The organism is Streptomyces sp. NK15101 (assembly GCF_020400725.1).
GTDB lineage: Bacteria > Actinomycetota > Actinomycetes > Streptomycetales > Streptomycetaceae > Streptomyces.
This window is the reverse complement of sequence record NZ_JAINVG010000034.1, coordinates 33,776-48,158: the sequence shown is the minus strand read 5'-3', so window position 1 is coordinate 48,158 and position 14,383 is coordinate 33,776. Positions and strand designations below refer to the sequence as shown.

12 protein-coding genes and 1 pseudogene are annotated in these 14,383 nt (G+C 73.9%); 9 read left to right on the top strand and 4 right to left on the bottom strand.

Annotated elements, in window-relative coordinates; all coding sequences use genetic code 11:
• Positions 1–223 precede the first annotated feature (223 nt).
• Positions 224–1,765, top strand: a complete 1,542-nt coding sequence (locus K7G60_RS19565; protein ID WP_225802227.1) for an NCS1 family nucleobase:cation symporter-1 — start codon at positions 224–226, stop codon at positions 1,763–1,765.
• On the opposite strand, the gene K7G60_RS19560 is transcribed toward K7G60_RS19565, so the two are convergent.
• Positions 1,719–2,528, bottom strand: a complete 810-nt coding sequence (locus tag K7G60_RS19560; RefSeq protein ID WP_225802226.1) for a serine protease — start codon at positions 2,526–2,528, stop codon at positions 1,719–1,721. The genes K7G60_RS19565 and K7G60_RS19560 overlap by 47 nt on opposite strands.
• Before the next feature lie 597 nt (positions 2,529–3,125).
• On the opposite strand from K7G60_RS19560, the gene K7G60_RS19555 reads away from it, so the two are divergent.
• The 6 genes and pseudogenes from K7G60_RS19555 to K7G60_RS19530 all read left to right on the top strand — a co-directional run bounded on the left by K7G60_RS19555 (position 3,126) and on the right by K7G60_RS19530 (position 9,145).
• Positions 3,126–3,962: an inositol monophosphatase family protein gene (locus tag K7G60_RS19555; RefSeq protein WP_225802225.1), complete on the top strand. Its 837-nt coding sequence runs from the start codon at positions 3,126–3,128 to the stop codon at positions 3,960–3,962.
• A gap of 81 nt (positions 3,963–4,043) precedes the next feature.
• The gene (locus K7G60_RS19550; RefSeq protein WP_225802253.1) at positions 4,044–5,447 is read left to right on the top strand and encodes an NAD(P)/FAD-dependent oxidoreductase; all 1,404 of its coding nucleotides are present in this window, start codon (positions 4,044–4,046) and stop codon (positions 5,445–5,447) included.
• Between the two features lie 10 nt (positions 5,448–5,457).
• Positions 5,458–6,078, top strand: a complete 621-nt coding sequence (locus K7G60_RS19545) for an L-threonylcarbamoyladenylate synthase (protein WP_225802224.1) — start codon at positions 5,458–5,460, stop codon at positions 6,076–6,078.
• Between the two features lie 196 nt (positions 6,079–6,274).
• Positions 6,275–7,040: pseudogene (locus K7G60_RS19540) on the top strand (metallophosphoesterase).
• A 74-nt stretch (positions 7,041–7,114) separates the two neighbouring features.
• Positions 7,115–8,593: an AlkA N-terminal domain-containing protein gene (locus K7G60_RS19535; protein WP_225802223.1), complete on the top strand. Its 1,479-nt coding sequence runs from the start codon at positions 7,115–7,117 to the stop codon at positions 8,591–8,593.
• A 51-nt stretch (positions 8,594–8,644) separates the two neighbouring features.
• A complete protein-coding gene (locus tag K7G60_RS19530; protein ID WP_225802222.1) occupies positions 8,645–9,145 on the top strand; it encodes a methylated-DNA--[protein]-cysteine S-methyltransferase in 501 nt (166 codons plus the stop codon).
• Here K7G60_RS19530 and K7G60_RS19525 read toward each other — a convergent pair.
• Positions 9,142–9,861 carry a Sir2 family NAD-dependent protein deacetylase gene (locus K7G60_RS19525; protein ID WP_225802221.1) on the bottom strand — a complete coding sequence of 240 codons (720 nt, stop codon included), beginning with the start codon at positions 9,859–9,861 and terminating at the stop codon, positions 9,142–9,144. The two genes, K7G60_RS19530 and K7G60_RS19525, sit on opposite strands and share 4 nt — an antisense overlap.
• 64 nt (positions 9,862–9,925) lie before the next feature.
• Between K7G60_RS19525 and K7G60_RS19520 the strand changes: the two genes are divergently transcribed.
• A complete protein-coding gene (locus tag K7G60_RS19520; RefSeq protein ID WP_225802220.1) occupies positions 9,926–10,129 on the top strand; it encodes a type II toxin-antitoxin system VapB family antitoxin in 204 nt (67 codons plus the stop codon).
• A 137-nt stretch (positions 10,130–10,266) separates the two neighbouring features.
• Here K7G60_RS19520 and K7G60_RS19515 read toward each other — a convergent pair whose 3' ends face one another.
• Entirely contained in the window at positions 10,267–11,334 is a 1,068-nt protein-coding gene (locus K7G60_RS19515) for an ADP-ribosylglycohydrolase family protein (protein WP_225802219.1), read from the bottom strand.
• 44 nt (positions 11,335–11,378) lie between these two features.
• Entirely contained in the window at positions 11,379–13,052 is a 1,674-nt protein-coding gene (locus K7G60_RS19510) for a BCCT family transporter (protein WP_225802218.1), read from the bottom strand.
• A 145-nt stretch (positions 13,053–13,197) separates the two neighbouring features.
• Between K7G60_RS19510 and K7G60_RS19505 the strand changes: the two genes are divergently transcribed.
• Positions 13,198–14,316, top strand: a complete 1,119-nt coding sequence (locus K7G60_RS19505) for a glycerate kinase (RefSeq protein ID WP_225802252.1) — start codon at positions 13,198–13,200, stop codon at positions 14,314–14,316.
• Positions 14,317–14,383 lie beyond the last annotated feature (67 nt).

The window sequence follows — 14,383 nt, the reverse complement described above, 5'->3', positions numbered from 1 at the left end:
GGGGGAGGGACGAGAGCGGAGCTCCCCCGCCGGCGCCTCCGGCCGTACGACGTGCGGCGGCGAAGCGCCCGGGGACGCCGACGGGGCCCGCTGAACGGATGAGACGGATGAGCGGACGTTCCACCTCCCTTGACGCCCCTGTCCCGCAGGACGAGACTCCGCACGGTCAAGAACCCCACGCCCCGCACGGCCTCGTTCCGTCCCCGAACGAAGGGTTCCGTCCATGACCGCAACCGCGCCCTCCGGCAGACCCGGCCCCTCCGGCGTCCACGGGGGCCGTGTCGAGCTCGCGCCCGGCACGGCCCCCGCCGACCCCCGCTTCGCCAACGACGACCTGCTCCCCGTCCCCGTGGCCGACCGCCGCTGGACCACGTACAACTTCGCCGCCCTCTGGGTCGGCATGGCCCACAACATCCCCTCCTGGATGCTCGCCTCCGGTCTCGTCGCCCTCGGCATGGACTGGAAGCAGGCCGTCCTCACCATCGCCCTGGCGAACGTCGTCGTCCTCGTGCCGATGCTGCTCACCGGGCACGCCGGACCCAAGTACGGCATCCCCTTCCCCGTCCTCGCCCGTGCCTCCTTCGGACTGCGAGGGGCCAACCTGCCCGCCCTCGTCCGGGCCGGCGTCGCCTGCGCCTGGTTCGGCATCCAGACCTGGATCGGCGGCCAGGGCGTCTTCGTCCTGCTCGACAAGGCGTTCGGCGGCGGCTGGGCGGAGGCCTCGGAGGTCGGCGGGCAGCCCTGGACGCTGTGGCTCTGCTTCGTCCTCTTCTGGGCGCTCGAACTCGCCGTCATCCACCGGGGGATGGAGGCCCTGCGCCGCTTCGAGAACTGGGCCGCGCCCTTCGTGATCGTCGGCGCGCTCGTCCTGCTCGGCTGGATCACGGTCAAGGCGGGGGGCCTCGGTCCGCTCCTCGACCAGCCGTCGAAGCTGGGCTGGGGCGCCGACTTCTGGCCCGTCTTCTTCCCCGCCCTCATGGGCATGATCGCCTTCTGGGCCACGCTCAGCCTCAACATCCCGGACTTCACCCGCTTCGGCGCGGCCCAGCGCTCCCAGGTCCTGGGGCAGGCCCTCGGACTCCCCACCACCATGACGCTGTTCGCGCTGCTCTCGGTGCTGGTCACCTCCGGCTCGCAGGCCGTGTACGGGGCGCCCGTCTGGGACCCGGTGGCGCTCGCCGCGAAGACCGACAACGTCTTCGGACTGCTCTTCGCCCTGGTGACCGTGCTGGTCGCCACCCTCTCCGTGAACATCGCGGCGAACGTGGTCTCCCCGGCGTACGACCTCGCCAACCTCGCCCCGAGGCTGGTGGACTTCCGTACGGGGGCGCTGATCACCGGTGTCGTCGGCGTGCTCATCATGCCGTGGAAGCTCACCGCCACCCCGGAGCTGTACATCTTCACCTGGCTCGGCCTGGTGGGAGGCCTCCTCGGCACGGTCGCCGGCATCCTCATCGCCGACTACTGGCTCGTCCGCCGGACCGTCCTCGACCTCGAAGGCCTCTACCGGGCCGACGGCCCCTACTGGTACCGGGGCGGCTGGAACCCGGCGGCCGTCCTCGCCTTCGCGGTCGGCGGCGTCCTCGCCGTCGGCGGCTCCCACTCGGCGCCGGGCACCGGACCGTTCCCCGAGGACGGCCTGATTCCGTTCCTCGAGCCGCTCGCCGACTACGGCTGGGCCGTGGGACTCGTCGCCGCGCTGCTCCTGTACACCGCCCTCATGAGGCGAGGGGCGGCTTCCCGGCCGTCCGCCCGATCCAGCTGAGGTAGGACCAGACCCGGGTGTTCACGGCGGGGGTCTCGGTCGCGCACTCCTTCCCGTACGAGACCAGACCGACCAGGTACGGCCTCCCCGCGATCGTGTGGACCAGGGGGCCGCCGGAGTCGTACTGACAGGTGTCCCGGCCGGGCGCGTACGTGCAGAGCTGGGCGGCGGTGACCTGGGACATGCCCCGGGCCCCGCACGTCGGGTTGCTCATGGTGCCGAGGACCACGGTCCGCAGGACGTCGGAGGTGCGGCCCCCGAAGGAGGTGGTGCCCCAGCCGGGAGCCTCGACCTGCGTGTGGTCGAAGGTGCCGTGGGCGTACCGGACGGGCAGGGCGACCGGCCGCACGTCACGGTTGAACACCACCGGCTCGGCCAGCCGGACGAGCGCGATGTCGTCGCGCTGGGTGGCCGGGTCGTAGCCCGGGTGCGTGAGGAAGGCGGCGGGGGCCGCGAGCACCGCGTTCGGACTGTCGTCCCCGCGCGTCAGGTCGTGGTCGCCGAGGAGCACCCCCACGCGCGCGGTGCTGCTGTACGAGCCGGTCAGACAGTGCGCGGCGGTGAGCACGTACCGCTCGTCGACCAGCGCCCCGCCGCACATCACCCGCCGCTCCGCCAGATCCACGAGCCCCACCATGAACGGGTACTGGTGGGGCCGCGCCTCATGGCCCCCTACGACCGCGTGCGCGGGGGCGGGCCCGAGCGGACCCACCGCCGTCACCGCACCCGCGAACGCGGCCGCGAGCTTCCTCGCCCATCCCATGGGTTCTCCGTACTGTCGGCGGCGTCTTCCCGGGGCCGACGGCGTGCGGAGACGTTTCCTCAGCCTTCGGCCCGCGTGGGCGACGACGAAAGCGTCCGGCCCACGTGGGCATCAACGAACCGGGCCGGACGCGGTCACCCTCCGGAGGGCCACGCGTCCCCTGCCGCTTCCGACGGGCGCGGCAGCGGACGAGGCACGGGTGCTCCCGCGGGAGCACCAGGAGAAGGCCGATGCCTCAGGACGGGACGAGCAGCGCCACGAACGTCCGGGCGACGGCGGTCTGTTCGCGGTGGAGGCTCTCCATGGGAGACGGGCCCGGGCCCGGTCGAGCCGGCGCGCTCGTCCCGCCGTACGGTCCGCTCGTCGGCGTCCGGCCGACGGCCGCCTCGGGCTCGGGACCGAGGCGGGCGGGACCGAGGCGGGCGGGACCGGCATCGACCCGGCGGCCGCCGTCACGCCGCGGGCGGTCGTCTCCTGCGCGCCGTCCGGTCGGCCCTGACGGTACGGAACGCATTCGGCCACGGGGTGCTCCCCGGGGAAACGGAGGGTGACATGTGCGGCATTCCGGTTGTCAGCGGCCCGTGCTTAGCTGGACGCATGATCGAAGACTTCCTTGAGCAGGTCCTCGACGGCCGCACGGCCGAGGTCGAGGAGGCCGTCCGCAAGGCTGCCGCCGCCGAGATCATGCCGCGCTTCCGGCAGCTCGCCGCCGACGACATCGTCGAGAAGAACGGGCCGCACGACCTGGTCACCGTCGCCGACCGGGCCGCCGAGGCCCACCTCACCGCGTCCCTCACGGCCCTGCTGCCCGGCTCCGTGGTCGTCGGAGAGGAGGCCGTCCACGCCGACCCCACCGTGTACGAGGCGCTGCGCGGCGACGCCCCCGTCTGGATCGTCGACCCCGTCGACGGAACCCGCCAGTTCGTCCACGGCGACCCGGCCTTCTGCACCCTCGTCGCCCTCGCCCGGCACGGCGAGGTCCTCGCCTCCTGGACCTTCGCGCCGGCCCTGGAGCAGTTCGCCGTCGCCGTGCGCGGGCGCGGCGCCACGCTCGACGGGCAGGAGATACGGTCCGGTTCGCCGGCGCCCGGCGCGGCCCTCGAGGTCGCCACCTCGCACCCCGACTACACCACCCCGGACCAGAAGCGGGCCCTGCTCGGCCTGGTCGTCGAGGGCGTCCGTCCCCGCCCCTGCGGCTCGGCCGGTCTCGAGTACCTCGCGGTGGCGCGCGGGGAGCTCGACGCCACCGCGTTCTCCTGGGAGTACGCCTGGGACCACGCCGCCGGACTCCTCCTGGTCGCCGAGGCGGGCGGCGCGACCACGACGATCGCGGGGGAGCCGTTCCGCCTCGCCGGGGGCAACGCCCTGCCGTTCACCACGGCCCGGGACGCGGCGACCGCCGAGCGGATCCGGACGCTCCTCGGGGGCGGGTGAGACGCGCTTTCCCACCCGCCTATCCTGGGAGCCCTGGCCATCGGCTGACGAAGGAGCCCGAAGGTGACGAACGAGACGTCGATGCTCGATGCCGTCGTCGTGGGGGCGGGACCCAACGGACTGACGGCCGCCGTCGAACTGGCCCGGCGCGGCCTGTCCGTGGCCGTCTTCGAGGCCAAGTCCACCGTCGGCGGCGGCGCCAGGACCGAAGAGCTCACCCTTCCCGGCTTCCGCCACGACCCGTGCTCCGCCGTGCACCCGCTCGGCGCCGGCTCGCCCGTCTTCAAGACGATGCCGCTCGACCGCTACGGCCTGGAGTGGCTCCACCCCGAACTGCCCATGGCCCACCCCTGGGACGACGGCACCGCCGCCGTCCTCGCCCGCTCCGTCGCCGAGACCGCCGCCTCCTTCGGACCGCGCGACGCCGGGACGTACCGCCGGCTCGTCGCCCCCTTCCTCGGCAAGTGGGACACGCTGGCGAGCGACTTCATGCAGCTGCCGCTCACCGCCCTGCCCCGCGATCCGGTCACCCTCGCCCGCTTCGGCCTCGCCGGACTGCCGCCGTCCACCTGGCTGATGCGGAGGTTCCGGGACGAGAAGGCCCGCGCGCTTCTCGCCGGGCTCGTCGGTCATGTCATCGCCCCGCTGGACGGCATCGCCACCGGCGCCGTCGGCCTGGTCTTCGCGCTCGCCGCGCACGCGGGCGGCTGGCCGATGCCCCGGGGCGGCTCGCAGTCGATCTCCGACGCCCTCGCCGCGTACCTCAAGGACCTCGGCGGCGCCGTCCACACCGACTTCGAGGTCAAGCGGCTCGACGACCTGCCGCCGGCCCGCGCCTACGTCTTCGACACCTCGCCCACGGCCCTGGCCCGGATCGCCGGCTTCGGCGGGCACTACGACCACTACAAGTACGGCGCCAGCGCCTTCAAGATCGACTACGCGCTCGACGGACCCGTGCCCTGGACCGCCGAGGAGCCCCGCCGCGCCGGCACCGTCCAGGTCGGCCCCACCGCCGGCGAGATCGGCACCGCCCTGCGCGAGGCCTCCTCGGGCACCGCCCCCGGCGCACCCTTCCTCATCACCGCCCAGCCGAGCCTCGTCGACCCCTCCCGCGCCCCCGAGGGCAAGCACGTCTTCTGGGCCTACGGCCACGTGCCGAACGGCTGGCGCGGCGACCTCACCGAGGCGATCGAGCGTCAGATCGAGCGCTTCGCCCCCGGCTTCCGCGACCGCGTCCTGGCCCGCGCCACCGCCGGCCCGCCCGAACTCGCCGAGCGCAACGCCAACTACATCGGCGGCGACATCGCCTGCGGCGCCGCCCGCGGCCTCCAGCTCCTGCTGCGCCCCACGCTCTCCCTCCGCCCCTACGCCACCCCGCACCCGGCGGTCTTCCTCTGCTCCTCCGCGACCCCGCCCGGCCCCGGCGTGCACGGCATGTCCGGGCACAACGCGGCGAAGGCCGTATGGCGGAGCCTGCGAAAATAGACTGGCCCCCATGGCCAAGTACTTCGACGTGCACCCCGACAACCCCCAGCCCCGCACCATCGGTGCGGTGGCCGACTCCATCCGGAACGGGGCGCTCGTCGCGTACCCGACCGACTCCTGCTACGCGCTGGGCAGCCGCATCGGCAGCCGTGACGGCATCAGCCGGATCCGCGCCATCCGCGACCTCGACGACCGGCACCACTTCACGCTGATGTGCGCGAACTTCGCCCAGCTGGGCCAGCTCGTGCACATCGACAACGACGTCTTCCGCGCGGTCAAGGCGTCCACCCCCGGCGCGTACACCTTCATCCTGCCGGGCACCAAGGAGGTGCCCCGCCAGCTGCTGCACCCCAAGAAGAAGACGGTCGGCGTCCGCATCCCCGACCACGTCGTCACCCAGGCCCTCCTCGCCGAACTCGGCGAGCCGCTGCTCTCCAGCACCCTGCTCCTTCCCGACGAGGCCGAACCGCTGACCCAGGGCTGGGAGATCAAGGAGCGGCTCGACCACCAGGTGGACGCGGTCCTCGACTCGGGCGAGTGCGGCACCGAACCCACCACCGTCATCGACTTCTCCAGCGGCGAGCCCGAGATCGTCCGCCGCGGCGCGGGGGACACCGCCCGGTTCGAGTAGCCGGCCCGGAGGGCGGTCGGTCCGCCGGCTCTGAACCGATCCGCGGCTCCCGGAAGCGGTCCACCGGCCCCGAGCCGGCCCACCGCTCCCGGAAGCGGTCCACCCGTCCCGAAGCGGCCTTTTCCGGCCCGGTCGTGATCACCTTGCGGTCGCGTGTGAACGCCCGTTCACACGCGCCCACGGAGACCCGAGCCGCATGATCGTCATCGCCCACGTCAGCGACGTCCACATCGACGACGAGCAGCACAGCGCGGACCGGACCCGCGCCGTCCTGCGCTACCTGGAGGAACTGCCGTACGACCTGGCGGCCGTCCTCGTCACCGGCGACGTCGCCGACCGCGCCACCCCGGACGAGTACGCGGTGGCGCGGGAGCCGCTGACCTCCCGTCACCCGCTGCTCGTCTGCCCCGGCAACCACGACGACCGCGCCGCCTTCCGCAAGGGCCTCCTCCCGGAGGAGACGGCGGCACGCCCCGACGCGCCCGTCGACCAGGCGCTCCGCGGCGAGGGTTTCGTCATCGCCCTCTGCGACTCCTCGGTGCCCGGCGAGGACCGGGGCCTCCTGGAGGACGAGACGATCGAGTGGCTCGACGGCGTCCTCGCCGGGACCCCCCCGCGAGGTGCCCGTCCTGGTCGCCTTCCACCACCCGCCGGTCCCGCTGCACACCCCGCACGTGGACGGGATCCGGCAGTTCGGCGAGGAACGGCTCGCCGCGCTCGCCGACCGCCACCCCCACCTGACGGCCTTCCTCGTGGGCCACGCCCACACGGCGGCCGCCACGACCTTCGCCGGCCGCCCGCTGCTCGTCGCGCCCGGGGTCGTCTCCGCCCTCCGGCTGCCCTGGGAGAACGCCGGCGCCGAGAACCCCCACGTCCGCCTCGACCTGCCGCCGGCGCTCGCCTTCCACGTCCTCGGCGAGGACGGCCGGCTGACCACCCACTACCGGACGGCCACGGTCTGAGGAACCGGGAGGGGGCGGACGTCCATGTCGTTTTCTCGCCAGCCCGCGGGCCGTCCGTCCCCGATCCTGGAACCATGCACACCGACACCGAGCGCTGCGTGCGGGCCGTCCAGTCCAAGGAGGCGCGCTTCGACGGCGTGTTCTTCACCGCCGTCCGCACCACCCGGATCTACTGCCGGCCCAGCTGCCCGGCCGTCCCGCCCAAGCCCGAGAACATGGAGTTCCACCCCAGCGCCGCCTCCTGCCAGCGCGCCGGCTACCGGGCCTGCAAGCGGTGCCGGCCCGACACCAGCCCCGGCTCGCCCCAGTGGAACGTCCGGGCCGACGCCGTCGCCCGCGCCGTACGCCTCATCCAGGACGGCGTCGTCGACCGCGAAGGCGTCCCCGGCCTGGCCCGGCGGCTCGGCTGGTCCACCCGCCAGATCGAACGCCAGCTCCTCGCCGAACTGGGCGCCGGACCGCTCGCCCTGGCCCGCGCCCAGCGCGCCCAGACCGCCCGACTGCTCATCGAGACCACCGCGATGGCCTTCGGCGAGATCGCCTTCGCGGCCGGCTTCTCCTCCATCCGCACCTTCAACGACACCGTCCGCGAGGTCTTCGCCCTCACCCCCGGCGAGCTCCGCGCCCGCGCGGCCCGCCGGTCGCCGGTCCGGGCGACCACGACCCCCGGAGTCATCGGCCTCCGGCTGCCGTTCCGCGCCCCCCTCGAACCCTCCAACCTCTTCGGCCACCTCGCCGCGACCGCCGTCCCCGGCGTGGAGGAATGGCGCGACGGCGCCTACCGGCGGACGCTGAGCCTCCCGTACGGACACGGCATCGTCGCCCTCGCCCCGCGCGCCGACCACATCGCCTGTCGCCTCTTCCTCACCGACCCGCGCGACCTCACCCACGCGATCAGCCGCTGCCGCCGGCTCCTCGACCTGGACGCCGACCCCGTCGCCGTCGACGAACGGCTCCGCACCGATCCGCTGCTCGCCCCGCTCGTCGACAAAGCACCCGGCCGCCGCGTCCCCGGGACCGTCGACCCCGCCGAGTTCGCCGTACGGGCCGTCCTCGGCCAGCAGGTCTCCACCGCCGCCGCCCGCACCCACGCCGCCCGCCTGGTCACCGCGCACGGCGTCCCGATCGAGGACCCCGAGGGCGGTCTGACCCACCTCTTCCCGGACCCCGGGGCGCTCGCCGCCCTCGACCCCGAGAGCCTCGCCCTGCCGCGCAGCCGCCGCACCACCCTCCTCACCCTCGTCCGGGCCCTCGCCGACGGTTCGCTCCCGCTCGGCCCCGCCGACGACCGGGAGGAGGCCCGCGCCCGGCTGCTCGCCCTGCCCGGCTTCGGGCCCTGGACCACCGAGATCATCGCCATGCGGGCCCTCGGAGACCCCGACGCCTTCCTCCCCGGCGACCTCGGCGTCCGCCGCGCGGCCGAGGGGCTCGGCCTGCCCGGCACCCCGGCCGCGCTCACCGCCCGCGCCGCGCACTGGCGCCCCTGGCGCGCCTACGCCGTCCAGTACCTCTGGGCGACCGACGACCACCCGGTCAACCACCTGCCCGCGTAGCCGGCCACCCGACCGGCACCTCTCCCTCCGCCGCGTGAAGGATCCCGTCCCATGCCCGTCATCCAGCACACCGTCGTGGACAGTCCCTACGACCCGCTGACCCTCGTCGCCGTCGACGGCGTCCTCAGCCGCCTCCACATGACCGGCCAGCGCCACCGCCCGCCGGAGGAGACCTTCGGCGAACCGGACCCGCGGCCCTTCGGCGAGGCGGTCCGCCAGCTCGACGCGTACTTCGCGGGCGAACTGACCGAGTTCGACCTGCCTCTGAACCTGGTCGGCACCCCGTTCCAACTCCGGGTCTGGGAGCAGCTCCTCCGCATCCCGTACGGGGAGACCCGGACGTACGGCGAACTCGCCGGGGAACTCGGCAACCCCGGCGCCTCCCGCGCCGTCGGGCTCGCCAACGGCAAGAACCCCGTGGGCATCATCGTCCCCTGCCACCGGGTGATCGGGGCGGGCGGCGGTCTCACCGGCTACGGCGGCGGCCTGGACCGCAAGCAGCGGCTGCTCGCCTTCGAATCGGGTGCGGCGGAACCCGACGCCCTGTTCTAGGCGAGCCGGTCGAGCAGTGCGGGCAGCGCCGTGCCGATCGGCTCGCGCACGACCTCGTCGGCGACGGAATCGTACGGGGTGGGCTCGGCGTTCACGATGATCAGCCGGGCGCCGTGCTCGGCCGCGATCCCCGCGAGGGAGGCCGCCGGATTCACCTGGAGACTGCTGCCGACCACGACGAACACCTCGGTGGCCTTGGCGATCGACATGGCCGTGCCGAGCACCACCGGATCGAGCCGCTGCCCGAACATCACCGTCGCGGCCTTCAGGATCCCGCCGCACGCCCGGCACGCCGGGTCGTCCTCACCGGCCCGCACCCGGTCGAGCGCCTCCGCCATCGACGACCGCGCGTGGCAGGCCGTGCACACCACCGACCGTGCCGAGCCGTGGAGTTCGAGGACCTTCCGTCCGGACACCCCGGCCGCCTGGTGCAGCCCGTCCACGTTCTGCGTGATCACCCGCAGCGCGTTGCCGCTCGTCCGCTCGTACGCGGCGATCGCGCGGTGCGCCGCGTTCGGCTCGGCGTCCAGGACCGGACCTTCGAGCCGCATCCGCCACGAGCGGCGGCGGATCTCCGGATCGGCCATGTACGGCCCGTACGTCACGAGCCGCTCGGCCTCGGGGTCCTGCCGCCACACGCCGTTCGGGCCCCGGTAGTCGGGGATGCCCGAGTCCGTGGAGATACCGGCACCGGTGAAGATCGCGACCATCGTCATGCGGCGACCCTAGGCACCACCGAACCGCTCACGCGAGAGGGTTTCCCGGTGTTAGGTTCCCGCCATGACCAAGGTGAACATCGGGCTCGACGCCGAACTCGTCGTGGAGGTCATGGTCCTGGCGGGCATCGGCAACCCCCAGGACGCCGTGGAGGCGGTGGTCCGCGACTACATCGCCCGCGGCCACCGCACCGAGGCCCGGGTCGCCGGCCGGGACGAACCGCGGAACACGGGCGAGATCGTCCCGCCGGAACCCCCGCAGGGCTGAGGTGCCGGAGATCTCCGACCGGAGCGCCGCATGCTCCTGGGTCCTCGACGGCGACCTCGTCCCGGTCGTCGGTGCTCTGCTGCTCTTCGCGGCCGCCCTGTCGTCCCTCGAACGGCCCGCGGACCCCAAGCCTCCCCTCACCCCGTCCGCTCGGCCAGCCGCACCGTCCGTTCCGCCAGTTCGCCGATGCCGATGCCGTCGAAGCCGAAGACGGCGCTGCGCACCCGGTCCCGCAAGGGCTCCGACCACTGGGGCGGGATCGCGGCCGCGCCGCAGCGGACCCCGGCCACCGAACCCGCCGTCGCCCCGTTGGAGTCGGTGTCCAGGCCGCCGCGGACGGTCAGCGCGATCGTCCGGGTGAAGTCCCCTTCGCCGTAAAGGAGTCCGGCCGTCAGGACGGCCGCGTTCGGGACGGTGTGGATCCAGCCGAGGCCCGCCGTCCGCTCCGCGAGCTCGGTGAGCGCCTCCGACCAGCCGAGGCCCGACTCGTACAGCGCGATCGTGCCCCGTACGGTCCGGGCGAGCCGGCTGCTCGCCGGCACCCGCTCCAGACTCGTCTCCAGGGCCGACCGCAGGTCCGGCGCGGTGAAGGCCGCCGCGATCAGCGCCGCCGCCCACATCGCCCCGTACACGCCGTTCCCGGTGTGCGAGAGGACCGCGTCCCGGCGGGCGAGCGAGGCGGCCCGGCGCGGGTCGCCCGGACAGGTCCAGCCGTGGACGTCGGCCCGGATCAGCGCCCCGATCCACTCCTGGTACGGATTGTCGTACGTGGCCGTCAGCGGCGGCCGCAGCCCGGCGGTGAGGTTCCGGTAGGCGACCCGCTCCGCCGTGAACGTCTGCAGGTACGGCATCCGCAGCAGCCACTCCTCGCCGACCTGCTCGGTGGTGAACGCGAAGCCGTACGTCTCCAGGAGGTGCAGTCCCAGGACCGACCAGTCGACGTCGTCGTCCCGGCAGCTGCCGTCGATCCCGCCCCGCACGCACCGCTCCCACTCGGGCCGCAGCTCGAAGCCCTCCGCCCCGGGCGGCGGGGGAGGGAGGTAGTCCGTCAGCGGGAGCGCCCCGGTCAGCCGCAGATACGCGTCGATGCGCTCCCGGGTCCAGTGCTCCCCCTGCTCCACGGGCTTGCCGAGCATGTTCCCGGCGATCCGGCCCGTCCAGCCGCCCAGGATCCGGTCCTTGAGCTCCCCGTCCGTGAACCCCATACCTCCGGTGTACCGAATCCGGCGGCCGGGCGCGCGCCGGGGCCTCAGCCCCCGCCGTCGGGGGGCTCCGCGCCGGTGCGGACCTTCGGCGCCTCCGGGGGCCCGCCGTGGCGGGGGCCGCCGGCCCGCTCGGTCATCGCCTCCCCGACCAGGGTCCGCACCGCGTCCCGCAGCCCGTGCAGGGCGGGGTGCCGGGCCGGGCCCGCCCCCGGGTCCTCCCGCAGCTCCTTCAGGAGCGCGAAGCACAGCACCAGCATCACGACCACGAACGGCAGGGCCACCAGGATCGTCGCCGTCTGCAGCGAGTTCAGACCGCCCGCCACCAGCAGCACCGCCGCCACCGCGGCCATCAGGACGCCCCAGGTCACCACGAGCCAGGTCGGCGGATGCAGCGAACCGCGGCTCGTCAGCGAACCCATCACCAGCGAGGCCGAGTCCGCGCTCGTGATGAAGTACGTCATCACCAGGAGCATCGCGATCACCGACGTCACCGTCCCGGCCGGCAGCGCCTCCAGCATCGCGAACAGCGAGGCCTCCGCGCCGTCCTGCACCGCCGTCGCCAGGTCCGCCGCGCCCGTCGACTCCAGCCGGATCGCGGTCCCGCCCATCACGCAGAACCACACCACCGTCGCCCCCGACGGCACCAGCAGCACCCCCACCAGGAACTCCCGGATCGTCCGGCCGCGCGAGATCCTGGCGATGAAGGTGCCGACGAACGGCGCCCAGGACAGCCACCACGCCCAGTAGAAGATCGTCCACGCGCCCAGCCAGTCGCGGTCGGTGAACGCGCCCGTACGGCTGGCCATCGGCAGCAGCTGGTGCAGATAGCCGCCGACGGAGGCCGGGAGGGCGTCCAGGACGTAGACGGTCGGACCGAGCAGGAACACGAAGAGCATCAGACAGGCCGCGAGCACGACGTTCAGCGTGGACAGCCACTTCACGCCCTTGTGGAGACCGGAGAACGCCGACAGCACGAACGCCGCCGACAGCGCCACGATCACGATCAGCTGCGTGGTCGTGGAGTTCTCCACGCCCGTCGTCAGGTTCAGTCCCTCGGCGACCTGGAGTGCGCCGAGACCCAGGCTCGTCGCCGTGCCGAACACCGTCGCGAACACCGCGAGGAGGTCGATCGCCCTGCCCGGCCAGGAATCCGCCCGGCGCGCCCCCAGCAGCGGCACGAAGGCGGAGCTCAGCCGGTTCCCCCGCCCCTTGCGGAAGCCCGCGTACGCCAGCGCGAGGCCCGCGATCCCGTAGATCGCCCACGGGGTCAGCGTCCAGTGGAAGAACGAGTACTCCAGGGCCGTCCGGGCCGCCGCGCCCGTCCCCGCCGGGACCCCGGTCGCCGGGGGAGGGGTCAGGAAGTGCGTCAGCGGCTCCCCGACCCCGTAGAACATCAGGCCGATGCCCATCCCGGCGCTGAACATCATCGCGATCCACGCCAGGTTCGTGAACTCCGGCTCCGAGTCGTCCGCGCCCAGCCTGATCCGGCCGAAGCGGCTCAGGGCGATCACCACGCACAGCACCAGGAAGGTGTCCGCCGCGACCACGAAGAGCCAGGCGAAATCCGACAGCACCCACGACAGGGCGGAGGAGGACGCGCCGTCGAACGAGTCCTCGCCCAGCGCCGCCCAGCCGACGACCGCCACCACGGCCGCGACCCCGATCCCGATGACCCCGCCGTCGGGCCTGCCGTCAGGAACGATCTTTTCCGTGCTCATGTGACCCCACTATGGTGCGGAATATCGCCTTATCAGGGGGTGGCACGCCGTCTGGCCGTACGGATAGGGTCTGCCTCGGCGCGACTGCACGTTCGAAAGCAAGGGATGCAAGGTGACGGACGGGGCAGCAACTCAGGTCGCTCACGTGCTCGTGGCGGCCGACAAGTTCAAGGGCTCGCTCACGGCCGTGCAGGTCGCGGAGCGGGTCACAGCAGGACTGCGACGGGTCGTCCCGGAGCTCACGGTGGAGACGCTCCCCGTGGCGGACGGCGGCGACGGCACCGTCGCGGCGGCCGTCGCGGCCGGCTTCGAGCGGCGCGAGGTCCGCGTGACGGGCCCGCTCGGCGAGCCGGTCACCGCGGCGTTCGCGCTGCGCGGCACCACCGCGGTCGTCGAGATGGCGGAGGCCTCGGGCCTCCAGCTGCTCCCGCCCGGTGTGTTCGCCCCCCTCACGGCGACCACGTACGGCTCCGGAGAGCTGCTCCGCGCCGCCCTGGACGCGGGCGCGACCACCCTCGTCTTCGGCGTCGGCGGCAGCGCCACCACCGACGGCGGCGCCGGCATGCTCGCCGCGCTCGGCGCCCGGTTCCTCGACGCGGACGGCGAGCCCGTCGGCCCCGGCGGCGCACCCCTCGCCGACCTCGCCACGGCCGACCTCAGCGGCCTCGACCCCCGCTTCGCCTCGGTCGACCTGATCCTCGCGAGCGACGTCGACAACCCGCTCACCGGCCCCAAGGGCGCCCCCGCCGTCTACGGCCCGCAGAAGGGCGCGACCCCGGACGACGTCCGGGTGCTGGACGCGGCCCTCGCGCACTTCGCCACCGTCCTGGAGAAGGCCATCGGCTCCCGGGCCGCCGAGGCCGCCGTCGCGCCCGGCGCGGGCGGCGCGGGCGGCATCGGGTACGGCGCGCTCATCCTCGGCGCGAGCTTCCGGCCCGGCATCGAGCTGATGCTGGAGGTCCTCGGCTTCGCCCCCGCCCTGGAGCGCGCCACCCTCGTCATCACCGGCGAGGGCTCCCTCGACGAGCAGACCCTCCACGGCAAGGCCCCGGCCGGGGTCGCCGCCGCGGCCCGTGCCGCGGGCAAGGAGGTCGTCGCGGTCTGCGGCCGCCTCGCCCTTCCGCCCGAGGCCCTGGGCGCGGCCGGCATCCGACGCGCGTACCCGCTCACGGACCTGGAACCGGACACGGCGAAGTGCATCGCGAACGCGGGGCCGCTGCTGGAAATGGTCGCCTCCGACATCGCCCACGACTTCCTCCCGTAGCCCCCGCCACGGGCCCCACTCCGCCGGAACGGCGCCCCGCCCGTTGTGGGCAGTTGTTCCGCCGGGT